The 23,981-nt window shown below is 64.4% G+C and carries 15 protein-coding genes; 5 read left to right on the forward strand and 10 right to left on the reverse strand.

Annotated elements, in window-relative coordinates; genetic code table 11:
• A partial coding sequence (locus F6S12_RS21090; protein ID WP_315869294.1) for a non-ribosomal peptide synthetase occupies positions 1-5,302 on the forward strand: 5,302 nt, incomplete at its 5' end.
• 278 nt (positions 5,303-5,580) lie between these two features.
• On the opposite strand, the gene F6S12_RS21095 is transcribed toward F6S12_RS21090, so the two are convergent.
• Together F6S12_RS21095 and F6S12_RS21100 are read right to left on the reverse strand one after the other, a co-directional pair.
• Positions 5,581-8,052, reverse strand: a complete 2,472-nt coding sequence (locus F6S12_RS21095; protein WP_053159578.1) for a TonB-dependent siderophore receptor — start codon at positions 8,050-8,052, stop codon at positions 5,581-5,583.
• A gap of 95 nt (positions 8,053-8,147) precedes the next feature.
• Positions 8,148-9,800 carry a cyclic peptide export ABC transporter gene (locus F6S12_RS21100; RefSeq protein WP_210483509.1) on the reverse strand — a complete coding sequence of 551 codons (1,653 nt, stop codon included), beginning with the start codon at positions 9,798-9,800 and terminating at the stop codon, positions 8,148-8,150.
• Positions 9,801-10,000: 200 nt separating this feature from the next.
• Here F6S12_RS21100 and F6S12_RS21105 point away from each other — a divergent pair, with 200 nt between their 5' ends.
• Positions 10,001-10,864, forward strand: a complete 864-nt coding sequence (locus F6S12_RS21105; RefSeq protein WP_019094655.1) for a formyltransferase family protein — start codon at positions 10,001-10,003, stop codon at positions 10,862-10,864.
• A gap of 54 nt (positions 10,865-10,918) precedes the next feature.
• Here F6S12_RS21105 and F6S12_RS21110 read toward each other — a convergent pair whose 3' ends face one another.
• From F6S12_RS21110 to pvdM, 3 genes are read right to left on the reverse strand one after another with little or no spacing between them, the layout of a single operon-like run.
• Positions 10,919-11,812, reverse strand: coding sequence for a formylglycine-generating enzyme family protein (locus tag F6S12_RS21110; RefSeq protein WP_015636420.1), 894 nt, complete (start codon positions 11,810-11,812; stop codon positions 10,919-10,921).
• 47 nt (positions 11,813-11,859) lie between these two features.
• Positions 11,860-13,155: an aminotransferase class V-fold PLP-dependent enzyme gene (locus tag F6S12_RS21115; RefSeq protein WP_041752428.1), complete on the reverse strand. Its 1,296-nt coding sequence runs from the start codon at positions 13,153-13,155 to the stop codon at positions 11,860-11,862.
• Positions 13,156-13,176: 21 nt separating this feature from the next.
• Positions 13,177-14,550 carry a pyoverdine-tailoring dipeptidase-like protein PvdM gene (gene pvdM / locus F6S12_RS21120; RefSeq protein ID WP_123430433.1) on the reverse strand — a complete coding sequence of 458 codons (1,374 nt, stop codon included), beginning with the start codon at positions 14,548-14,550 and terminating at the stop codon, positions 13,177-13,179.
• Positions 14,551-14,757: 207 nt separating this feature from the next.
• Between pvdM and F6S12_RS21125 the strand changes: the two genes are divergently transcribed.
• Complete coding sequence (locus F6S12_RS21125) at positions 14,758-16,386, forward strand: twin-arginine translocation signal domain-containing protein (RefSeq protein ID WP_123472802.1); 1,629 nt, start codon at positions 14,758-14,760, stop codon at positions 16,384-16,386.
• A 10-nt stretch (positions 16,387-16,396) separates the two neighbouring features.
• Here F6S12_RS21125 and F6S12_RS21130 read toward each other — a convergent pair whose 3' ends face one another.
• From F6S12_RS21130 to F6S12_RS21150, 5 genes are all read right to left on the reverse strand, one after another.
• Positions 16,397-16,834, reverse strand: a complete 438-nt coding sequence (locus F6S12_RS21130) for an SMI1/KNR4 family protein (protein ID WP_053159572.1) — start codon at positions 16,832-16,834, stop codon at positions 16,397-16,399.
• 18 nt (positions 16,835-16,852) lie between these two features.
• Positions 16,853-17,152 carry a DUF3349 domain-containing protein gene (locus F6S12_RS21135; RefSeq protein WP_123472801.1) on the reverse strand — a complete coding sequence of 100 codons (300 nt, stop codon included), beginning with the start codon at positions 17,150-17,152 and terminating at the stop codon, positions 16,853-16,855.
• 100 nt (positions 17,153-17,252) lie between these two features.
• Positions 17,253-18,644 carry an efflux transporter outer membrane subunit gene (locus tag F6S12_RS21140; RefSeq protein WP_315869295.1) on the reverse strand — a complete coding sequence of 464 codons (1,392 nt, stop codon included), beginning with the start codon at positions 18,642-18,644 and terminating at the stop codon, positions 17,253-17,255.
• Positions 18,645-18,651: 7 nt separating this feature from the next.
• The gene (locus F6S12_RS21145; protein WP_315869296.1) at positions 18,652-20,625 is read right to left on the reverse strand and encodes a MacB family efflux pump subunit; all 1,974 of its coding nucleotides are present in this window, start codon (positions 20,623-20,625) and stop codon (positions 18,652-18,654) included.
• Positions 20,626-21,798, reverse strand: coding sequence for an efflux RND transporter periplasmic adaptor subunit (locus F6S12_RS21150; protein WP_011062362.1), 1,173 nt, complete (start codon positions 21,796-21,798; stop codon positions 20,626-20,628).
• Between the two features lie 326 nt (positions 21,799-22,124).
• Here F6S12_RS21150 and F6S12_RS21155 point away from each other — a divergent pair, with 326 nt between their 5' ends.
• Both F6S12_RS21155 and F6S12_RS21160 read left to right on the forward strand, forming a co-directional pair.
• Positions 22,125-22,607 (forward strand): sigma-70 family RNA polymerase sigma factor, encoded by a 483-nt coding sequence (locus tag F6S12_RS21155; RefSeq protein ID WP_026020154.1) that lies wholly within the window; start codon positions 22,125-22,127, stop codon positions 22,605-22,607.
• 149 nt (positions 22,608-22,756) lie between these two features.
• The coding region (locus F6S12_RS21160; RefSeq protein WP_315869297.1) for a lysine N(6)-hydroxylase/L-ornithine N(5)-oxygenase family protein at positions 22,757-23,981 on the forward strand (1,225 nt) is incomplete at its 3' end.

Genomic DNA, 23,981 nt, shown 5'->3' on the forward strand with positions numbered 1-23,981 from the left:
ACAGGCGCTGCAAGCCCAGCCCCTGGAAAGCGCATTGCAGGCCCTGACGGTGCAGCACGATGCCTTGCGCCTGCGCTTTACCGAACATCAGGGCACGTGGCGTGCAGCCTTTGCCGATGCCGAGGAGCCGGTGCAACTGCTGTGGCAGGCCAATGTCGCCGATGCCCAGGCCTTGCAGCAGTTTGCCGAGCAGGCCCAGCGCAGCCTCAACCTGCAGGATGGCCCGTTGCTGCGGGCCGTGCTGTTCACCCTGGCCGACCAGAGCCAGCGCCTGTTGCTGATCGTTCATCACCTGGTGGTGGATGGGGTGTCCTGGCGGATTCTCCTGGAGGATCTGCAAGCCTTGCTGGGCGGCCAGGCACTGCCGGCCAAGTCCAGCTCGACCCAGGCCTGGGCCGGGCAGTTGCAGGCCTATGCCAGCAGCGCGGCGCTGCAGCAGGAGCTGGGTTACTGGCAGGCACAGTTGCAGGGTGTCGAATCGAACCTGCCTTGCGACCACGGCCACGACGGGTTGCAGAACCAGCACGCGAGCAGTGTCGAAACCCGGCTGAGCAAGGGTGATACCCAACGTCTGTTGCAGGACGCACCGGCAGCCTATCGCACCCAGATCAACGATCTGCTGCTTACCGCCCTGGCCCGGGTCATCACCCGCTGGACCGGCGACAGCAGCGCCCTGGTGCAGCTGGAAGGCCACGGCCGAGAAGAGCTGTTCGACAGCATCGACCTGAGTCGCACCGTGGGCTGGTTCACCAGCGTGTTCCCGGTGAAGCTGACGCCGCAGCCGGCCCTGGCCGACTCGATCAAGTTCATCAAGGAACAGCTGCGGGCGGTGCCGAACAAGGGCATCGGCTTCGGTGCCTTGCGCTACCTGGGGGATGCTCAAGCACAGGCAGCCCTTGCCGCACTGGCGGTGCCGCGCATCACCTTCAATTACCTGGGACAGTTCGACGGCAGTTTCGATGACCAGCAGGCATGGTTTGCCCCGGCCAATGAGGCCAAGGGCGACGACCAGAGCCTGCACGCCCCCCTGGGCAACTGGTTGACTCTCAATGGCCAGGTCTATGGCGGTGAGCTGAGCCTGGGCTGGAACTTCAGCCGGGCGATGTTCGATACCGCCACCATCGAGCACCTGGCGGATGACTACGCCCGGGAACTCAAGGCGCTGATCGAGCATTGCAGCCAGCCCGAGCACCGTGGCGCCACGCCATCGGACTTCCCGCTGGCCGGCCTGAGCCAGCAACAGCTGGACCGCTTGCCGCTGGCCCTGGCACAGGTCGAGGACCTTTATCCGCTGTCGCCGATGCAGCAAGGCATGCTGTTCCACACCCTGTATCAAGAGGAGGGTGGCGACTACATCAACCAGCTACGAGTGGATGTGGACGGGCTCGATCCCGAGCGCTTCCGCCAGGCCTGGCAGGCAACCATCGAGCGTCATGACATCCTGCGCAGCGGTTTCCTCTGGCAGGGCGAACTGCCGGCGCCGATCCAGGTGGTGTACAAGCAGGTCAGCCTGGAGTGTGTCGAGCACGACTGGCGCTCGACGCAGCAGACCCCGCAAGCCCTGGACACCCTGGCGGCGACCGAGCGTCAACGGGGCTTCGATCTGGCCGCTGCACCCCTGCTGCGCCTGACCCTGGTGCGCACTGGCGAGCAGCGTTACCACCTGATCTACACCAACCACCACATCCTGATGGACGGCTGGAGCAACTCGCAGTTGCTCGGTGAAGTACTGCAACGTTATGCCGGTCAATTGCCGCAGCACCTGACCGGGCGCTACCGCGACTACATCGCCTGGCTGCAACGCCAGGACGCCACCCTCAGTGAGCATTTCTGGAAACAGCAACTGCAGGGGCTGGATGAGCCGACCCGTCTGGCCCAGGCCATTGCTGCCGGTGCACGAGCGCCGCTGGAGGAGGGCCATGGCAGCCATGGCTGCACCCTCGACGAGGCCCAGACCCGCAGCCTGGGCGAGTTTGCCCGCCAGCAGAAGGTCACGGTCAACACCCTGGTGCAGGCCGCCTGGCTGTTGCTGCTGCAACGCTGCACCGGGCAGGACACTGTGGTGTTCGGCGCCACCGTGTCTGGCCGGCCGGCGGAACTCAAGGGCGTGGAGCAGCAGATCGGCCTGTTCATCAACACCTTGCCGGTGGTGGCCGCGCCACTTCCGCAGTTGTCGGTCAGCGACTGGTTGCAGGCTGTGCAGGAGCGCAACCTGGCCCTGCGTGACTTCGAACACACGCCACTGTACGACGTGCAGCGCTGGGCGGGCCTGGGGGGCGAGGCACTGTTCGACAACATCCTGGTGTTCGAGAACTACCCGGTGTCCGAAGCCCTGGAGAAAGGCTCGCCGGCACAGTTGCAATTTGGCGCGGTAGGCAATCATGAGCAGACCAACTATCCGCTGACGTTGTCGGTGTTCGTCGCTGAGCGCCTGTCGTTCGACTACAGCTATTCGTGCCAGCACTTCAGTGCCGCCGCGATCCAGCAGTTGGCCGAGGGCCTGCAACAGCTGCTGCAGGCCATGATCGGCAACCCCGGGCAGTGCCTGGGGGATCTTTCGCTGCTCAGCGACGGGCAACGGACGGTCGTTGAACAGGAGTCCCGCCGGGCGGCCGGGCAAGTGGGCCGGGACTTGAATATCCACCAGTTGATCGAAGCCCAGGCCGCGCGCACTCCGGATGCCGTGGCGCTGCTGTGCGCCGGTGAGCAACTGAGCTATGGCCAGTTCAACCAGCGGGCCAACCAGTTGGCCCATAAGCTGATCGAGCAGGGTGTAGGCCCGGATGTGCGGGTGGGCATTGCCGTGGAGCGCGGGCTGGACATGATTGTCGGCCTGCTGGCGGTGCTCAAGGCCGGTGGCGCCTACGTGCCGCTGGACCCCGAGTACCCCCAGGAGCGCCTGCACTACATGATGCAGGACAGCGGCATCCAGTTGCTGCTGACCCAGTCGCCGCTGCTGGAGCGTTTGCAGGATGGCCTCGCGGTGCCGTACCTGTGCCTGGACCAGGCTCCCGTCTGGCTGGCCGGTATGGCGCAGGGCAACCCGCCTGAGCGCAGCAGCGCGGAAAACCTGGCCTATGTGATGTACACCTCCGGCTCCACCGGCCGGCCCAAGGGCGTAGGTATTACCCACAACGCCCTGAGCCAGCACGCACGGGCCACCGCCAGCCATTTCAACATGACGGCTGCGGACCGTGGCTTGCAGTTCTCCACCTTCAACTTCGATGCCTTTGTCGAACAGCTGTACCCGGCGCTGATCCGTGGTGCTTCGGTGGTGATCCGCGGCAAGGCGCTGTGGGACAGCGAAACCTTCTACCGCGAGCTGATCGAGCAAGGCATCAGTATCGTCGACTTGAGCACCGCCTACTGGTTCATGCTGGGCAAGGACTTCGCCGCCAAGGGGCCGCGGGACTTTGGCCGCCTGCGTCAGCTCAACCTGGGGGGCGAGGCCATGCCGGCGGAAGGCGTGGCCGCCTGGAAGCAGGCCGGCCTGAAACACGCCTGCCTGCTCAACACCTACGGGCCCACCGAGGCCACCGTGAGTGCCACGGCCCATGACTGCGGTGCCTACCTGAAGGGGACCGAGCCGCTGCCGGCGGTGATTCCACTGGGCAAGGCCCTGCCGGGCCGTTCCATCTACCTGCTGGACAGCAGCGGCAACCTGCCGCTCAACGGTGTGATTGGCGAGCTGATGATCGGTGGCGACCTGCTGGCCCGGGGTTACCACGACCGCCCAGGCCTGACTGCCGAGCGTTTCATTCCCGATCCGTTCAGCAGCGATGGTGGGCGCCTGTATCGCTCCGGCGATCTGGCCCGCTATGACGCCGAAGGCGTGATCGAATACGCCGGGCGCATCGACCACCAGGTGAAGATCCGCGGTTTCCGCATCGAAATGGGCGAGATCGAAGCGCGGCTGCTGGAGCTGACGCCAGTACGCGAGGCGCTTGTACTGGCCCAGGACGGCGCGAGCGGGCCACAACTGGTGGCTTATGTAGTGCCAGCCGCGCAGGTGGCGGCCGATACGCCGCAGGCCCAGGCGCAACTGCGCGAGCAATTGAAAGCGGCCCTCAAGGAGGTGCTGCCGGACTACATGCTGCCGGCGCACCTGCTGTTCCTCGAAGCGCTGCCGTTGAGCCCCAATGGCAAGCTGGACCGCAAGGCCCTGCCCAAGGCCGAGGCCAGCCTGTTGCAGCAGGCCTACATCGCTCCACAGAGCGAGCTGGAACAGCAGGTCGCCGCCCTCTGGAGCCAGGTGCTGGGCGTCGATCAGGTGGGCCTGGACGACAACTTCTTCGAGTTGGGTGGGCACTCCCTGGATGCCTTGCGCCTGATCGGCGCCATCAACCAGGCACTGGCTGTGCAACTGAGCATCAATGCGCTGTTCACGGCGCCGACCGTGGGGCAACTGGCTGGTGTGATCGCAGCCGGTCAGCCCGACAGTGCACAGAATGTCATCGCCCTGGGCGGCTCCGGCCAGCCGCTGTTCTGCTTCCACCCGGCGGGGGGCAGCGTGTATGGCTACCTGCCGTTGGCGGCGCAGTTGCGCGACCGTTGCGCGGTGTATGGCGTGCTGCACCAGGCCTACCTGCAAACCGACTGGAGCGAGGTTTCATGGCAGGCCATGATCGAGCGCTATGTCGCCAGCATCCGCCAGGTGCAGCCGACAGGTCCTTACTACCTGGCAGGCTGGTCCCTGGGCGGGTCCATTGCCATGGACGTGGCCAGCGAACTGGAGGCGGCGGGAGAGACGGTGCGTTTCCTCGGCCTGCTCGACCCGACACCGCCTCAGGGCGCCGGGGACGATCAGATCCAGACGCAGGAGATGCCAGTCACTGTGACGGCCGAGTCCGAGTGGCAGGCGATCATCGACAAGCTCTGCCAGCAGTTCCCGGGCAGTGCAGGGATGATCGAGAGCCGCTTGAGGCGCGAAGCCGAGCTCGACTGGCAGAGCATCCATGGCTGGGTGGCTGGCAATATCCCCCTGGCTCCCGGCGAGCTGGATCGGGTGGTGGGGCTGTTCAAGGCCGAGTTCGACGCCTCGCTGGTCAGCGCGGTGTTCAATGACTTGAGCGCCTTGTCTGCGGCCTATGCCTATCGCCCCCTGCGGGTTGCGCCGCGGCTATGGTGGTCCAGCGATTATGCCCGGGAGCGGATCCAGGTCATGGAGCAGGCCATGGGTCGCGAGGTGCAGGGTGGTGAGATCGCCGCTTCACGCCGTATCGAGGCCCGCCATGAAGCCATGGTGGACAGCCGAGCCTTGCTGGAGAGCTTCACAGAGCAGTTGCTGACCTGCTTGAACTGAGACACCGACAAAGGCCTGGACCGGCAACGGTCCAGGCCTTTGTCGTTTTCGTCATAAGCAAATCAACGGCTCGCCCTCGCTCTGTAGGAGCTGGCTTGCCAGCGAACGTGCGCAGGTCTTAAGGGCGCCTTCGCCGGCAAGCCGGCTCCTGCGGGGATCTGCACCGTGCATCTGACTGCTGTAGGAGCTGGCTTGCCAGCGAAGACGTCACCCGGGGCGCTGCATGACTTGCGGGCGCCTTCGTCGGCAAGCCGGCTCCTACAGGGGGAGGACGTGATTCACAGAGACCAGCTGACCGTGACCATGGCATTGCGCGGGTCGCCGTAGAGGCTGGTGCCGTAGTCGGTGTTGGTGCCGATGCTCTGGTAGTAGCGCTTGTCGAAGAGGTTGTTGACGTTGAGGCGAATGTTCACATTCTCCGAGGCCTTGTAGCTGGTCATCAGGTCCACCAGGGCGTAGGACTTCTGTTCGATGCGGTAGTCGAAGGTGCTCAGGTAGTCGTTGGTGCCCTTGTTGTAGATGGTGTTCTGGCCATAGATCCCGCCGCCGATGGTCCAGCGGTTAAGGTCGCCGGGCAGTTGGTAGGTGGTGAAGGCCTTGAACACGCTGCGCGGGATGTCGGTGTCGAACAGGCGGCCGACGTTGGCTTCATTGGAGTCCTTGGTGTACTTGACCGAGGCATAGGTGTAGCCCGCCCCCAGTTCCCAGCCCGGGGCCAGGGAGCCGTTGATTTCCAGCTCGATACCTTCGCTGCGCACCTGGCCCGCGGCTTCGTAGCAGGCGGTGCCGGGTCTGCACAGGTCGGGGTGGAGGGCCTTGGCACGGTTTTCCTGGTCGATGCGGAAGATCGCCGCACTGGCATTGAGTTTGCCGTCGAAGTACTCGCCCTTGATGCCCAGTTCGTAGTTCTTGCCTTCGATCGGCTTGAGCGCGCCGTTGGAGGCGTCGAGTTCGGTCTGTGGCTTGAAGATATCGGTGTAGCTGACATAGACCGAGTGGTTCTGGTCCAGGTCATAGATGGCCCCGGCATAGCGGGTCAGGTGGCGTGTCACTTTGTTCGGCAGGCTGGAGGCGGAGGCCTTGCCGTTCCAGGTGGTGGTCACGTCATAGTCGTACCAGTCCAGGCGGCCGCCCAGGATCAGCTTCAGGTCATCGGTGATGCTCAGCCGAGTGGTGACGTAGGTGCCTTCCAGCTGGCTGGTACGGCGTTGTGTCCAGGGGTTGGCACTCATGTCCGGCTTGGGAATGCCGCTGGGTTTGTAGATGTTGGTGTGGGTCTCAAGGTCGATGGGCAGGCCCTTGCCTTTGAACGTCAGGTCGCGCCGGCTGGCGCCCACCACCAGTTCATGGGTACGCCCGAACAGGGAGAAGGGACCGGTGACGTAGCCGTCGTAGCTGTTTTGCTGGTCTTCGTAGTCGTAGCGACCGATATTCTGGCCGAACTCATCGTAGTTGGCGCCCATGCGTTCCGGAATGGAGCCGAGCATGTTCAGGTCCGACCAGCTCTTGCTGGCGGACAGGAGCATTTTCCAGCTGTTGGCGAAGCGATACTCCAGGCGGCTGAACGCCGTGGTGTTGTTCTGATCCCAGTACTCCCACTTGCTGCCCAGGTAGGTCGAGCGCTTGAGGTGCAGGTCGCTGCCGTCGGCTGCAACCGGCAGGCCACCCCAGGAAGTGTTGTTTCTGCCGCTCTGGTTGGAGACGCCAAAAGTGAAGGTGGTGTCTTCGTTCAGGTCGGCCTCGGTGATGCCGTAGAACACGTTGCGTTCACTGCTGACGAAGTCCTGGAAGCTGCCCTTGCTCTGATAGGCGGCGACCACCCGGCCGCGCAGGGTGCCGCTTTCGTTGAGGGCGTTGGAGGCGTCGATCTCGGTGCGGTAGTCGTCCCAGCTGCCGGCGCTGCCGGTGACGGTAACCCGCGGTGTGGCGGTGGGGCGCTTGCGCACCATGTTGATCGCTGCCGACGGGTTACCTGCGCCCTGCATCATCCCGGTGGCGCCACGCACCACTTCCACATGGTCGAAGATCGCCATGTCAGCCGAGGAGTTCATGTCCCGGCTCAGGTAGTGGGTCAAATCGTTGGGCAAGCCGTCGGTCATCAGGTTTTCGACGGCAAAACCACGGGAGTAGAAGGTCGGCCGCTGCGGACCGTCCTTGGTGATGGAAATGCCGGGGGTGGCCTTGAGCACATCCTCCAGGGACCTCATGTTCTGGTCATCCATGCGCTGGCGGGTGATGACCGTGACCGACTGCGGGGTTTCCCGGGCCGTCAGCGACAGCTTGCTGGCGGTCTGCATGGCCCCGGTGGTGTAGGAACCTGTGTCCTCGGTGGTGGTGCCCAGGCCCTGGCCGCTGATGGTGCTGGTCCCCAGTTCCAGCGAGCCGTTGCCACCATGGTTGCGGATAGTGACCGAGTTGTCCTTGAGGGTGTAGGCCACCCCCGTGCCATTGAGCATGGCCGCGATGGCCCGCTCCGGCGAATAGCTGCCGCTGAGGGCGTTGCTGCGCTTGCCTTGCACATCGTCAGGGTTGTAGAGCACCTGCATATTGGCCTGGCGCCCGAACTCCTGCAGGGCCGCAGACATGGACTGCGAGACGATGTTGAAATGGATTTCCTGGGCCTGGACCTGAGCCATCAGTGGCAGGGTCAGGGCCAGGCCCAGGGTGCGGGAAGCCAGTTTTGGCGAGAAGGCCTGGCGAAGCAGCGCTTTCGTCAAAGGGGTCAGTCGGTGTTGTGCGGGCATGCTCATATGCTCTTATAGATCCGGCAGATGTAGTGACTGTTAATGGTATTAATTCTCAGTTCTGTCTGTATGACGCATCAGCTGCCATAAACCGGAAACAATCACGCCGGTTGCAGTTCAGTCAGGACTCGTCCGGCCTTCATGCGCACCAACTGGTCGGCAATGTCGAAGTAGCGATCGTCGTGGCTGATCACGATGATGGTCTTGCCCAGGCGCTTGAGATCGGGCAGCAGCTCGGTGTAGAAAATCCGCCGGAAGGCCGGGTCCTGGTCGGCGGCCCATTCGTCGAACACCAGCACCGGGCGCTCTTCCAGCCAGGCATTGACCAGGGCCAGGCGCTTGCGCTGGCCGGTGGACAGGTCGGTGGTGGTGAAGGCGCCATCCTTGACGCTGACCTTGTGGGCGATTTCCAGGCGGTTCAGGTACTGGGTGGCGACGTCCAGCGACTTGCCGGCATTGCCCTGGACCAGGTCGTCGAACAGGTAGTAGTCGGAAAATACCGTGGTGAACAGCTGCCGGTAGTCATCCCGGGCCCGGTCGGTCACCGCTTCGCCATTGAGACGGATCTCCCCGGACTGGGGCTGGTACAGGCCCAGCAACAGCTTGATCAGGGTGGTCTTGCCGCAGCCGTTCTCGCCGACGATGAAGACGATGTCGCCCTGCTTGATGTTCAGGTTGATCGGGCCCAGGTGGAACGGTTCGCTGCCTTCCACCGGCGGCGGGCTGTAGCGCACCTCGCGCAGTTCCAGGCTGTGCACCACCGCTTGCGGCGCTTCGCTGTCGTCCATCAGCAGGTGCGGCTCGGGAGAAGAGAAGCGTTCGGACAGTTCGCTGATCCGGGCGAAGGCGATCTTGGCCTTGCCGACGATGGGCAGGTAGCCGACCACGTGTTCCAGCGGGCCCTTCATGTACAGCAGCACCAGCACGAAACCGGTGATCACCGCAGGGTCCGGGTTCGGGTAGTAGGCCTGCATGGCCAGGGCCAGGCCGATGACCACGAAGAACAGCATCGAGCCGAAGCTCTTGGCCAGGATGTAGATGTTTACCGAGCGCACCTGGATATCGCTGATGCGATCCGCGGTTTTCTGGATGCGCTGGGTATTCATGCGAAAGCGCCGGGGCCGGTGAATGCGCAGTTCCTTGGCACCGGAGGCGATCGCGTTGTAGTAGCGCTGCAGCTCGTCCTCATGGTCGCGAGCCTCATCGAAGCCCTTGATGCCCTTGCCGCCGGCCACCAGCTGCACACTGGTGCCGATGATGATGGCCACCACCATCATCAGGAACATCGGCACCGAGAGGTACGCCAGGTAGCCCAGGCAACCCAGGGTGACGGTGGTGGCGATGGCCAGGGGAGTGAAGGCGAAAGAGAAGTCGCTGATGGTGTCGACGTCGTGGGTCAGTACCGGGATCAGGCGGTGGGAGCGATAGCGCTCGATCTGGGTGATGGGCGCCGAGAGTACTTTTTCACCCAGGTCCTTGCGCAGGGCGGCAATGATCCGTTGTCCCACATAGTTGGTGCCGATGTCCGAGACGATGGAACTGACCAGGGCCAGCACGCACAGGGCGGCGAAGGTCAGGACCACGCCTTGGGTCATGCCGGTCGCCGAGTGCAGGGCGTTGTTGATGGTGGCCAGCAACAGGGTGATGGCCAGGCCGCCGGCCATGCCCAGGGCAACGGAGATCACCACGATGGTGCGAAAGGGCCTGAGCAATGCGAGCAGACCGTTGAAGGCGCCGCGCTTGGGGTCGGTCATAAGTACTTCCCAGAGAGTGGATAGAGGGTCGTAGCACGCAGACCCTTACCCCTGACAAACGAAGCGCCGACGCCAGTATTTAGCTCGGCATGCCAGCCCGGCGGGCACTGCGGATAAATTGCCCTGCCTGTGGTTCGTTCTTGTTCTGTGGGCGCACGTGTATCGACGCAGTGCCTGAACCATTGAGCGAGAGCGAGCAAATGACAAAGAAGAATCTGGTGTATGTCTGGTCCCTGCGAAATGCCGCCGCCGACAAGGCCGGGCAGGCGGTGGCTTACAAGGACCACGAGCGCTACATGAAATCGGTGCTGGAATTTCTGGTCCAGACGCTGAACCAGACGCCCCTGGGCGAGGCCTACGAACTGGTGGGCGTGGTCTACGACGATGACGAGCAGTCGCCACGGGACCAGCAGTTGGTCAGCGACTACGGCTTTGCCTACCAGCCGGGCCGCCAGTGGTTGTACCCGGCGGACCTGGAAGTGCAGGGCAAGCGGGTCAACGACTTGCTGCTGAGTGTGCCGTCCACCTATCGTCGCCATCCCCGCGGCAGTGCCGAACACATCGCCGGCAAGCAGGATTTCGAACGCCGCCTGCACGACACCCTGGTGGAGCTCAAAGCCGATATCGTGGTGCTCGACGGCCTGCTGGTGATCCTCGATGAACTGGTGCGCCCGGGAGCGCCTTTCGCCCGGCGGATCATGAACATCCACCCGGGCATCACCCGCATTGAATCGCCCTATGAGCGTCGCGGGGCCTATGCCACCTGGAATGCCCTGTACGGCGCCCGTGGGCAGAAAGTAGTGGATTGGGCGACGAAGGAAACCGAGCCGACCGCGCCGCTATACCTGACCGGTGCCTCGTTCCACTACGTGGACAACGGTATCGACTCCGGCGAGGTGCTGCATGACGTGCTCAACACCGAAATCGGCCCCGAGGACACCATCCTCGAACTGCGCTGGAACAACTTCAACAACAGCCTGTTCCCGGCCTTGCGCCAGGGCCTGTGGCTGATGCTGGAGAACCTTCGCCAGGCTCAGGCCGGCAAGGCCCGGGACGTCGCCTGATACTGCCAGTGGCCCGGTGCGGTTGTTGCCCCGGGCCGCTGTTCATCGGGGTGTCTACTTGTGGCTGGCGCCGGGCTGTTCCAGCTCACGCACGACCCGGAAGCTCAGCCAGTCCCCGCGCACTTCGCGCTTGCGGCTGTTGCGGTTGCCCGAACGCGAGAATACCGGTGCCTCGCCCCAGTCGTTGCCGCGAATCTGGGCATCCAGGCACACCCCTTCCGACTCTTCCATCCAGGCCCGGCCATCGGCAGGTGCGCCCACGTAGTCGGGGTGCCAGCAGTCGGCGACCCATTCATAGACGTTGCCGTGCATGTCATACATGCCGAAGGCATTGGGCGGATAGCTGCCCACCGGGGCGGTGAAGCTGAAGCCGTCCTTGGGGCCGTAGGTGTTGGCGTGCTTGGTGATCTGGTACTGGCCTTCCTCGTCGAAAGGGAAGGGAAAGGAACCGGTGCTGCCGGCGCGTGCGGCGTATTCGCGTTCCGCCTCGCTGACCATCCGGTAGTGCTTGCCGGTTTTCTTCGACAGCCACTGGGTATAGGCCTGCACGTCGGCGTAGTCGACGCAGACCGCCGGCTGGCGCGGCCCCTGTTCATAGCGTGGTTTGCTGGCCTGGCACAGGCGGCCGGGGCGGTCGTCGCCGTCCTTGATCACGGTACCGGTTTCGCGGATGTAGGCATCAAGCTCGGCGGCAGTGACATGGAAGCGGCTCATGGCGAAGGCGTTCTTGAAGGTCACGCTGTGCTGCGGGCCTTCATCGGGCTCGCGGCCCACTTCGTCTTCCGGGGTACCCATGACAAAGCTGCCGGCCGGCAGGACCACCATTTCCGGGCAGTTCTTGCAGTCCTTGAACACGCTGCCGGGCTTGGGCGGTTCTACCGCGTGTGCGTTGAGGCTGATCAGGCAACCGGCCAGGGCGGCCAAGGAGGAATAGGCGATGGGTTTCATCAGTCAATAGCCTTGTGCAATGTGAGTTCAGGGGGCGTGGCAACGGCTCAGGCGGTCTTGCTGCTGCGCAGGCGCTTGCCCAGCAGGTCCATGGTCCGGTCGATATCCGCCTCGCTGTTGAGCAGGCCGGGGGCCATGCGCACTACCGGCCCGGCATCGCGGTCCACCGCGTCCACCAGGATGCGGTTCTCGATCAGCCAGGCGGCGGTGGCGTCGGTGTCCAGGTTCTGGCCGCGGAAGAAGGTGAAGCCGGCGGAATGCTCGGGGCTCAGGGGCGTGACCAGTTCGATGCCCGGGTGTTCCTGCAGGCGCTGCTTGAGGTAGCTGTTGAGTTCGTGGATGCGCGACTGGACGTTGGCCTTGCCCAGCTGCATGTGCAGGTCGAAGGCCTGGTCCACGGCCCAGCGGTGCTCGAAGCTGTGGTAGCCGCCGGGGGTCATGGTGGTGGCGAAGTTCTGGTTTTCGGAGAAGGTCGCCACCATCGGCGTCAGGTGTTCGAGTTGTTCCGAGCGCGAGCAGAAGATCCCGGTACCCCTGGGGCCGAACATCCATTTGTGGGTGCCGGCGACGAAGAAGTCGCAGTTCAGGTCGGCAAAGGTGATGTCCTCCACCCCCAGCCCGTGCACACCATCGACGCAGTAGAGAATCCGCTCGTGCTCATCGCGATTGCGGTTGTGCTGGTCCACCAGCTTGCCGATCTCGCCGATCGGCAGTTTCACGCCGCTGCCCGACTGCACCCAGGTCATGCCCAGTACGCGGGTGTTGGCGCGGATGTTGCGGTCGATGTTGCCCAGCACTTCGTCGGTGGACATCCGGTGGGGCGACTTGAACAGTTCGATGGTGCGCACCTGGGTGCCGTCGCGCTGGGTGCGGTACTTCAGCGCGTTGCGGGTCGAGTAGTGCTCGTGAACCGTGGTCAGGATCTCCTGTCCGGGGCGCACGTGGATGCCGCCATACATCAGGGCCAGGCCTTCGGTGGTGCTGCCGGTCAGGGCCACCTGGCCGGGCTTGATCTGCAAGTAGCGGCCGACACTTTCGCGCACCTGGGCCTCGCGCTTCCAGGTGTACTGGGTGTCGTAGTCCATGGCCATGGCCGGGTTGCGGTCGAGCACTGCGCGGTATTTTTCGATGGCCTCGCGCACCGGCCTCGGGTGCGAGGTGATGAGGAAATTGGCCAGGTGCACGTAGTCCGGGTCGAGGTCGAACAACTGGCGCAATTGGGTCCACTGCGAAGCACTGGCGGTGGCACTGTCGGCCCGGGCCTGGCTGATGGCGAGGTTGCCCAGGGGCAGGGCGGCGGCCAACAGGCCTGCTTGTTTGAGGAATGTCCGACGGTTGGTCACAGGAAGGCTCGTGGTCATGGGTTAGCCGGCGATGGCGGGTTGAGGGGCGGGTTTTGCAGGCTTGGCCAGTTTCTGCACCTGTTCCCAGACGCGCAGATAGTTCTCGCCCCAGAGCTTGGCGATCTCGATATCGCTGTAGCCACGCTGGATCAGCTCGGCGGTGACGTTGCGGTTGTCCGCCACGCTCATCCAGCCATTGACGCCACCGCCCTCGTTGAAGTCCGAGCTGATGCCGACGTGGTCGATGCCGACTTTCTTCACCGTGTAATCGATGGCGTCGACATAGTCCTTGAGGCTGGCCTTGGGTTCCTCATCGAGGATGCCGTACAGGGAGCTGGCGTATTCGCCAAAGCGCTGTTCCGGCCAGATGGTGATCACGGCGTCGCCGGGCATCAGTGCGTTCTCCAGGCCTTGCAGTGGCCCGAGGTCGAAGCGCTTGCGCAAGGCATTGAGCTTGTCCAGGGTCGGCTGGCTGAGGGGGCGCAGGTAGGTGGAGAAGCCCACGACCTGGATCACCCCGCCGGTGGCCTTGATCTGTTGCATTTCCTGGTCGCTGAGGTTGCGCGGGATATCCACCAGCGCCCTGGGGGCGGAGTGGGAAGCCACCACCGGTGCCCGGGTCAGGCTCGCAACGTCGTCCAGGGCCTTGCTCGACATCTGCGAGACGTCGATCACCACCCCCAGGTCATTGAGCCGCTGCACCGCCTGCTTGCCGACGGGCGAGAGGCCGCCGAGGGCGTCCCGGGTGTCATTGAAGAAGGGCAGCGGGCGCGACGAGTCGGCCCAGTCGTTGTTACCCACATAGCTGAAGCCGAACAGGCGCATGCCCCGTGCGGCCCACTGGTCCAGCTGGTCCAGGTCGTCGCCCATGGCGTAGGCATTGAGCAGGCTGATCACCACCGCCACCTTGCCTTCGGAGGCAATGCGGCGCAGGTCGGCGGGGGTGTAGGCGATGGCGGCCTGGTTGGGGAAGTCACGCACCATGCCCTGGATGATCCGGTAGCGGGTCTCGCGCTGGTGGCGGGCTTCCTCGACGAAGCCAGCGGTGGGGCGGTGCGGCGCGTTGGCGCCGTTCCACATCTCCGGCCAGGCCAGGATGCTCAGGGCGGCGCCGGACATGCGGCCGCGACCGGCCTTGACCAGGTCGAACTGGCGAGAGGTGTCCTTGTCCGCTTCGCTGCCTTCGGTGCCGAAATCCAGGGGCACGGTGATGTGGCTGTCGAAGGAGATGATGCGTTCTTGCAGGTCGTTGGCGTGCTTGACGATTTCGTTGGGGTAGGACACCCGATCCTTCCAGTAGTAGTGCCAGGCCGCGCCGGCACCGACGCCGAGGGCGGCGATGATAAGTATCAGCAGGCTCAGATAGAGGGTTTTCTTACCAGATATTTTGATCATTGCTATCCCAGTCGCAGGCGGGCTGATGACGGGGTCGGGCCCTGGGGTTCAGTGCTGCCGGGTCCGACCTTTTGTGCACATCTATCCGCGATAAACGAGCTGGCCGAGAGCAAATTTAGCGTCGCGGCAATCGCTGGCCGGTAAATTTCCCTGCAAATCCAACGTTCTAGCTAGATGCGTGACGCGCCACTGGATAAAGGTAGAGCGATGAGGTTTTCGAGAAGAGGATTTTTGACCGGTCTGGCGGTAACAGGAGCGGCTATCCCTGTGGCGTTCTACACCCAGAAGGAGTTGCTGCGTCAGGATGTTCGCCGCAAGGAAGAGCAGGAGATCACCCCCGGGGAAGCCAAGCTGGAGGTGGCCCTGGACCCTGGCGTGCGCCTTGCCGATCACCTGCGGGGCATCTGGGATATCGAGTTTCTCGACGCCAACGGACCGCAATCCCTGCCTCGTAAAGGGTGTGAGTTGTTACTGGATGCCGGCCCCACCGGGCGCGGCTTGCGTGGCCTCCTGGGGCGTGCGCAGAGCCTGCGAGGCGACGGCCCGGTGGAGTTCATGGTGCAGGGCGACCTGGCGTCGGTGGACGCCGCCAGGTTGCGCTGGCGCTTGTTTGCCGGTGGCCGCATCGCCGGTGCCCCCAGCCATGAATGCCAGGTGGTGCTCGATGAGGTCTGGGCCAGTTGGGGCAATGCCGGCAGCGGCACCCTCAGTGGCAGCCTGCAGTCGCTGCAGGCGTCGCCACTGGCGCCGGTATCCGCGGCGCGTTTTGTGGCGCGCAAGCGAGTCTTTCCTGCCGCCCGGGACCAGAGCGGGCTGAGCCCCGCCTTGCTGGCGTGGCTGGTATCGCCGCAGCACCGCCTGTTCCATCAGCTCTGGCACGCTTCGCGGGACCGTTGGCACACCCTGCCCAAGGACAAGCGCAACAGCCTGCGGGGGCTCGGCTGGCAGCCGGGCCCGGTCAAGCATGAACGTGACGCCCGTGGGCGGCGCAAGCACCGCAATGCCTCGGGCATCGATTTTCTGTTCATGCACCGGCACATGCTCCTGCACGCCCGCTCGTTGCAGCCGGGCCTGGTGTCCTGGCAGCAGTTGCCGCAGCCCTGTGCCCGTCTTGAGCAGGACCGGCAGGCCTTTATCCGCTATTACGAAAACCACGACGGCTGTTCGGTGCCACCGGCCTGGGTGGCCGACGATGATGAAGAGTTCACCCAATGGCTGCACGGGCTGAAAAGTGATGCGGCGTTCTATGGCAACTTCCAGGTCTGGGAGTCGCAGTACCAGGACCCCGAGTACCTCAGCCGCCTGACCCTGGGCCAGTTCGGGTCCGAGGTCGAGCTGGGCCTGCACGACTGGCTGCACATGCGCTGGGCGGATGTCGCCCGCGATCCTTCCAACGGCATGCCGGTGATGGAAGCGCGCCTGTCCTCGGACTTCGCCGGGCGCTGGTACCAGCCGCAGAATGACTTTCTCGGCGATCCCTTCTCGTCCCACGTGCACCCCATGTTCTGGAAATTCCATGGCTGGATCGATGACCGGATCGACGACTGGTTCCGGGCCCACGAGCGCTACCACCCCGGCGAAGTATTGCGCCGCGAGGTCAATGGCGTGCCCTGGTTCGCCCCCGGGCGTTGGGTCGAGATCGACGACCCGTGGCTGGGGGCCTCGACCCATGGCTGCGGCCCCCTGGGCAATGCCCCGGGAGAAATGTCCCTGGAGATGGATCAGGAGGTCATGAAGCTGGCCTTGCGCATCGCCCTGAGCCGCGACGAAGAGGTGCCGGACCTGCTCAAACGGGCACCGCGCCGGCCCTGGTATGCCCAGCACTTGAAGCTCTGAGGCGGGGGATTCAGTTGCTCAGGGCCACTTCGGCGAGGAAGCTCAAGAGCCCGTTGTATCGGCTGGTTTGCCATTGCCCGCAGCTGTGGTCGAAAAACTCGACCGGTGCCAGGCAGTGCCGGTTCTCGATCCTGAACCCGTAGAAGTCACCGCAACCGTTCTCTGAAAACAGCAGGTGACGGCCGGTGATGGCCTGGTGCGCCCGGTTGATCTGCACCAGGTGGAAATCACTGCTGCTGTCCAGTGAGTAGAGCGTGCCCAGGGCAAAGTAGCCGCCGCCGCACTCCTTTAGGAACCAGGCGTATTCGGCTGGCAGTTGCAGCCCCAAGGCCTGCTGCGCCTCCAGGATCTGGGTTTGGCTGGCAAGGCGGTCCGACGGCAGTTCGAACCAGATCGGATGGCTGCGCTTGCGCTCGTCCAGCAGTTGCTTGAAGTCCTCGACGTTCATTGTTTGCTCCTTGCGCAGTCAGTCGTCCGTCAGGATGGCCCGGGCGCCGTGCCGCTCCAGTAGCGCCTGCAACGCTTGCAGCTCTGCGGCGGGCGGCGGCTGGCCGGTCACGGCGGCGTAGAGGTCGTTGAGAATGAGGTCCGCGTCCCTGTGGGTGAGCTGCGCCATCAACTGCGCCAGATTGCGGTCGCACAAGTGCGGGTACAGCAGCACCAGAAGGCGCTTGTAGTCGCGGTTGTCGAGCCCGTCGGGGTAGACCTTGCGCAGCAGGGCCAGCAGGTCTGCCAGTGGGTCGTGCGGCGCATTTTCGAGGGGCATGGGGTTCTGTTGGCGGTGGGGCGGGAGGGGATTCTAAGCGATTTCACGCTCGACCGCTGCGCCGGGCGCGGGAGTGACCGGGCCGGGCACTCCCGCCGTGTCAGTGGCTCCAGCCGCCCCCCAGGGCCTTGTACAGGGCAATGCTCGACTGCAGGCGCGACAGCCGCAGTTGCACGTTCTGGTCCTGGACGGTGTACAGGGTGCGCTGGGTTTCCAGGACGGTCAGCAGGTCTTCGGCGCCGGCCTGATAGCGGCTCTGGGCGATCTCGAAGGCGCGCTGCGCCTGGTTCAGTTCTTCGCTCTGCCACTGGCGTTGCTGGTCCAGGCCGCGAATGCTGTTGAGGGCTTTCTCCACATCGGCAAAACCATTGATGATCGCCCCGCGATAAGTCTCCAGCAGCTCTTGCTGGCGCGCTGTGGTCCTGTCCCGTTCGGCGCTCAGGCGCCCGTTGTTGAAGATCGGCGCCACCAGCCCGGAGGTGAGGTTGTAGAAGGGATTGCGCAAGACATTGCCCAGCTTGTCGGCGTTCGAACCCAGGTTGGCGGTCAGGGTCAGGGTCGGCAGCATTGCCGCCCGCGCCACTTTGACATCGGCCTGGGCCGCCGCCAGCCGGGCCTCGGCACCGGCGATATCGGGACGGCGGGTCAGCAGTTCGCTGGGCACCCCGGCATCGATGGTCGGCCAGTTCAATTGGGCAAAGGGCTGGTCGTTCAGTTTCAGGCTCTGTACCGGCCGGCCCAGCAGGGTGGCGAGGGTGATCTGCGCCTCTTCGGCCTGCTGTTGTACCAGGGGCACCTGGCGTTGCTGGGCGGCCACCAGGCTTTTCTGCTGGGCCAGTTCCAGGGCGGTGGCCGAGCCGGAGTCATAGCGGGTCTGCACCAGTTGCAACACGTTCTGCGCATTGGCCAGGTTGAGTTCGGCGATACGGCTCTGTTCGCGCAGGGACAGGACCTGGGCATAGCTGTTGGCCACGCCGCTGAGCAGGGTCAGCTCAACGGTGGCCTGGTCGAACTTGCTGGCCTGGACTCCGAGTAGGGCGCTGTCGTAGGCGGCGCGGCGACCGCCCCAGAAGTCGACTTCATAGGTGGCGCTCAGGCCCGCGTCGAACGAGTTCGTGACCTTGCTGTTGCTGCTGGAATCGAGCTGGCTGGAGTCGTTGCCCCGCAACTGTTTTCTGCGGCTGGCGTTGAAGGTGCCATTGACGCTGGGCAGCAGCGGTGCCCCGGCGACGATGGCACTGGCCTGGGCCTGGCGGACCCGGGCCATGGCGGCGGCCAGGTCATGGCTGCCGGCCCGGGCTTCGGCGATCAGTTGGTCCAGCTCCGGGCTGCCGAAACGGGTCCACCAGCGCAGGTCTTGCTGCCGGTCGCCCTGGCTGGCGGGAGAGTGCCAGGACGCCGGTGCTTGCAGGCCGCTTTCCGGGCGCGGCGCCGGGCTGCTGCAGGCCGCCAGCAAGACGCTGGCGGCCAGGAGGGTCAGGTGCACTTTCATAGATCGATCATTCACTGGTAAGGGCCGTGACCGGGTCGAGCCGGGCAGCTTTGCGGGCCGGCATGAAGCCGAAGATGACGCCGGTGACCAGGGCGCAGGCGAAGGCGCCGAGCACTGCGGCCAGGGAGAAGGCCACCGCCACTTCGCTGAGAATCAGGATGCCGCCGATGATCAGGGCCACGCCGATGCCGGCCAGGCCGCCGACCACTGAAAGCATCACTGCTTCAGTGAGGAACTGGCGCAGGATGTCGCGCTGGCGGGCACCGGTGGCCATGCGGATACCGATTTCCCGGGTGCGTTCGCGCACGGTCATGAGCATGATGTTCATCACCCCGATGCCGCCCACCAGCAGCGAGATCGCGGCGATGGCGCCGAGCATCAGCGACAGGGTGTTCTGGGTCCGGGCCTCGGCCTGGATCATCGCGGCGTTGTTGGTCAGTTCGAAATCGCGCTTGCCACCGTGCATGCGCAGCATCAGTTCATCGATCTCCTGTTCGGTCTGCTTGACCCGGCTGGCATCGGCGGCGGCGATCGCCACGTATTGCGGGTTGTGGTCGCCGAACAGGCGGATGCTGGCGGCGGAGTAGGGCACGGCGATGCGGTCGTCACTGTCGCTGTCGCCGGAGCTGGCGCCTTTTTCCGAGAGTACGCCGACCACCTGGAACGGCACGTTTTCGATGAGGATGTACTGGCCGATGGGGTTGGCCACGTCCTTGAGGAGCTTTTCCCGGACCTTGTGGCCAATCACCGCCACTGCCGCCGCCGAGCGTTCGTCGGCCTCGCTGAAGTAGCTGCCCTGGGCCACGGGCCAGTTGAAGATTTCCGGGAAGTTGGTGTCGTTGCCGCCCACGTAGCTCATGTAGTCGGCGTTGCCGAAACGCACCCCGGCCTTGGCGCCGTTGACCGCCATGATCCGTTTCACCTGGGGCAGATTGGCCAGGGCGGCGACGTCATCCAGGGTGACGATGCCTTCAGGGGTGCGCGGGTTGGGCGAGTAGCCGCTCAGGTAAATGATGTTCGAGCCAAACGCCCCCATCTGCGCCATCACCTGGCGCTTGCTGCCTTCGCCTACCGCCAGCATCACCACCACCGAGGCCACGCCGATGATGATCCCCAGCAGGGTCAGGGCGGTGCGGAAGCGGTTGATCCACATCACCCGCCAGGCGGCCTGTATGGCTTCCAGCAATTCGCCTTTCCAGGCACCGGTGGGCTCGCTGCCGTCGGCCAGGCGCTGGCGCAGGTCCACGGCTTGCAGGGCGCCGGCGTTGGCGCTCAGTTGTACCGAGGGATCGCTGGTGGCGGTGTCGCTGATGATCTCGCCGTCGCGGATCTCGATGATGCGCTTGGCCCGTGCCGCCACTTCGCGGTCGTGGGTGATGAGGATCACCACGTGGCCCTGGCTGGCCAGTTCGTCCAGCAGGGCCATGACTTCGGCGCCGCTGTGGCTGTCCAGGGCGCCGGTAGGTTCGTCGGCGAGGATGATGTGGCCGCCGTTCATCAGGGCGCGGGCGATGGATACCCGTTGCTGCTGGCCACCGGACAATTGATGCGGGCGGTTGCCGCTGCGGCTGGCCAGGCCCAGGCGGTCCAGCAGGGCGGCGGCGCGGGCGTGGCGTTCGGCGGCCGGGGTGCCGGCGTAGATGGCCGGCATCTCGACGTTTTCCTGGGCCGAGCCGGAAGGGATCAGGTGGTAGCCCTGGAACACGAAGCCGAAGGCCTCGCGGCGCAGCCAGGCCAGTTCGTCGCTGTCCAGGTGAGCCACGTTCTCCCCGGCGAACAGGTACTCGCCCGAGGTCGGGCGATCCAGGCAGCCGAGGATGTTCATCAGCGTCGACTTGCCGGAGCCCGAGGCGCCGACGATGGCGACGAACTCGCCGGCGTGGATCGACAGGTCGATGCCCCGCAGGACATCGACCTGCGGGCTGTCGCCGCCGCCGTAGGATTTGCGGATGTTCCTGAGGTCGATCAGAGGCGTCTGCATTCAACCCCCGCTGCTGTTGGCCGGGCCGATCAGCAGATGATCACCTTCGTTCAAGCCGTCGAGGATCTGGATGCGCAGGCGGTCGCTGATGCCGACCCGTACCTTGCGTTCGTCGATCGAGCCGTTCTTGGCCACTACCCGAGCCATCTGCAGGTCCGGCTCGGTACTGCCGTGCAGGGCGGCGATGGGGGCGGTGAGCACATTTTTTGCCTGATTGGCGACGAAGAACACCTGGGTGGTCATTTCCGCCATCAGGGCGTTGTCGGCGTTGTCCACGTCCAGCAGCACGGTGTAGAGCACCACCCGGCCGCTGCCGCTCTTGCTGGTGCTGTTGGGGCTGCCGCTGCCCTGGCTGGATTCGTTGAGGGGCTTGGGCGGGATCGGCAGGATCTGCCGCACAGTGCTGGTCCAGCGTCGGTTGCCGCCGCTCAGGGTGGTGAAGTAGGCGTGCATGCCGGGTTTGACGTGGCCGATATCGGCTTCCGAGACTTCGGCCCAGACGGTCATGGGCGAGAGCTTGGCGATGCGCAGGATCAGCGGGGTCTGCTGCTGGGCGTTGAGGGTCTGGCCTTCGCGGGCGTCCACCGCGACCACGGTGCCGGACATGGGGGCATAGATGCGCGTGTAGCCCAGTTCGGCCTGGTCGCTGCGCAGGCTGGCCTGGGCCTGGCGGATCTGCGCCTTGTACATGTCGATCCGCGCCTGGGTGGCCTTGAGTTCGGCCTGGGCGGTCTGTACGTCTTCCTCGCGGGTGGCACCGCCGGCCTTGAGGTTCTGCTGGCGCTGGTACTTCTGCCGGGCCAGCTGGTTCTGGGCGTATTGCTCCTGCAACTGGGCCTGCAGGTTCTCGATGGAGAAACGACTGGCGTCGAGTTTCGCTTGCTGGGTGGAGGGGTCGATCTCCACCAGCAACTGGCCTTCCTTGACCTGATCACCGGATTCGACGTGGATCTTGCGGATCTGCCCGGACGCCTGGGCGCCCACATCCACGTAGCGTCGTGGCTGCAAGGTGCCCAGGGCGGTGACGCTGCTTTCTATATCGCCGCGGCTCACTTGCACGGTGGTGAACTGGTCACGGCCTGCCGGGATGAACTTCCAGGCAGCGATGGCAACAACGGGGATCACACACAGTGCGGCAAGCAGGGCGCGTCGGGTAGGGCGAGGACGTTTCATGCAGGGTTCCGGCCAGGGGATATCGGCCCGTCACAACGGCCAGCTGCACAAGGGGCAGCCAGGCTTGCGGCTGCCGCAGGAACGGCAGAGACGGGGAGCTGTCAGGTAAACGAGATGCCGGGGGGGGAATTTAACTGCCGACACATGGCGTTACAGCTGTCGGAACACTGAAAATAAACCCACCGCGGTGCTGCGCTACTTTAAATCTATATGAGAATTACTATAAATTACGCCGCTACTAAACAGCCATCACGAATTACCGGGTGCAATCGGCCATGGCCGGACTTGCTCAAGGACAGAACCGCCCCAGTGGGCGCTCGGGAGCCCTGTTGGAAAACTACTATCGCGAGCTGATGTGCTTCCTCAACGCCAAGCTGGGCAATCGCCAGGTGGCCGAGGATGTGGTGCATGACGCTTATGTGCGGGTCCTGGAGCGCTCCAGCGATACCCCCATCGAGCAGCCGCGGGCGTTTCTCTATCGCACGGCCCTGAACCTGGTGATCGACGGCCATCGGCGCAATGCCTTGCGCCAGTCCGAGCCCCTGGAGGTGCTGGACAACGAAGAGCGTTACTTCAACCCTTCGCCGCAGACCAGCCTGGATCACGGCCAGCGCCTGGAAATGCTGCAACGGGCCCTGGCCGAGCTGCCCCGGCTGTGTCGCGAGAGCTTCCTGCTGCGCAAGCTCGAAGGCCTGTCCCACCCGCAGATCGCCGAACAGCTGGGGATTTCCCGCAGCCTGGTGGAGAAACACATCGTTAATGCCATGAAGCATTGCCGGTCGCGCCTGCGCCAGTGGGATGCTCAATAAGCCTTTGCCGTTGAGACGTATTTAGTTAAATTTTTTTTCATTGTCCTCGTCCCTACTCAACAGACGATCTGCTGTCCTGCATGGGCCAGTCGGGTCACCGTGACACTTTATCCCCCGCGTTGAGGCGGTTTATCCAGAGGACACTGGAAATGACACAGGCAATTGCATCGGCCCACGTTCACGATTTGATCGGTATCGGTTTCGGCCCCTCGAACCTGGCGCTGGCCATTGCGCTGGAGGAGCGCGGGCAGGAGCACGGTCCGCTGGACGCGTTGTTCCTCGACAAGCAGGCTGACTATCGCTGGCATGGCAATACCCTGGTAACCCAGAGCGAACTGCAGATTTCCTTCCTCAAGGACCTGGTGACCCTGCGCAACCCCACCAGCCCCTATTCCTTCGTCAACTACCTCAAGCACCACGGGCGCCTGGTGGACTTCATCAACCTGGGCACCTTCTATCCATGCCGCATGGAGTTCAACGACTACCTGCGCTGGGTGGCCGGGCACTTCCAGGAACACAGCCGCTACGGCGAAGAAGTGCTGGCCATCGAGCCAGTGCTGCACAACCAGCAGGTCGAGGCGTTGCGGGTGATTTCCCGGGATGCCCAGGGCAGCGAACTGGTGCGCACCACCCGTTCGGTGGTGGTCAGTGCCGGCGGCACGGCGCGGGTTCCGGAAACCTTCAAGGGGCTCAAGGGCGATGCGCGGGTGTTCCACCATTCCCAGTACCTGGAACGCATGGCCAACCAGCCCTGTGTCAGTGGCAAACCGATGAACATCGCCATCATCGGCGGCGGGCAGAGCGCGGCAGAAGCCTTCATCGACCTCAACGACAGTTTCCCTTCGGTGCAGGCCGACATCATCATGCGCGGTTCGGCACTCAAGCCGGCGGATGACAGCCCGTTCGTCAACGAAGTGTTCTCCCCGGCCTTCACCGACCTGGTGTTCCAGCAGACTGGCAGCGAGCGCGAGCGCCTGGTCAGCGAATACCAGAACACCAACTATTCGGTGGTGGACATCGACCTGATCGAGCGCATCTACGGGATTTTCTACCGGCAGAAGGTTTCCGGCATCGCACGCCACACCTTCCGCACCATGACCACGGTGGAGAAGGCCACCGCCACCGACCTGGGCATCGAGCTGATCCTGCGCAACAGTGCCAGCGGCGAGCGCGAAGTGCGTCACTACGATGCGGTGGTGCTGGCCACCGGCTACGAGCGGCAGATGCATCGTCAACTGCTGGCGCCGCTGCAGGCCTACCTGGGTGACTTCGAGGTGGACCGCAATTACCGCCTGGTGACCGACGAGCGCTGCAAGGCCGGCGTCTACATGCAGGGCTTCAGCCAGGCCAGCCATGGCCTGAGCGACACCTTGC

Origin of the sequence: Pseudomonas sp. JV245A (genome assembly GCF_032424515.1) — a bacterium.
Taxonomy (GTDB): domain Bacteria; phylum Pseudomonadota; class Gammaproteobacteria; order Pseudomonadales; family Pseudomonadaceae; genus Aquipseudomonas; species Aquipseudomonas protegens.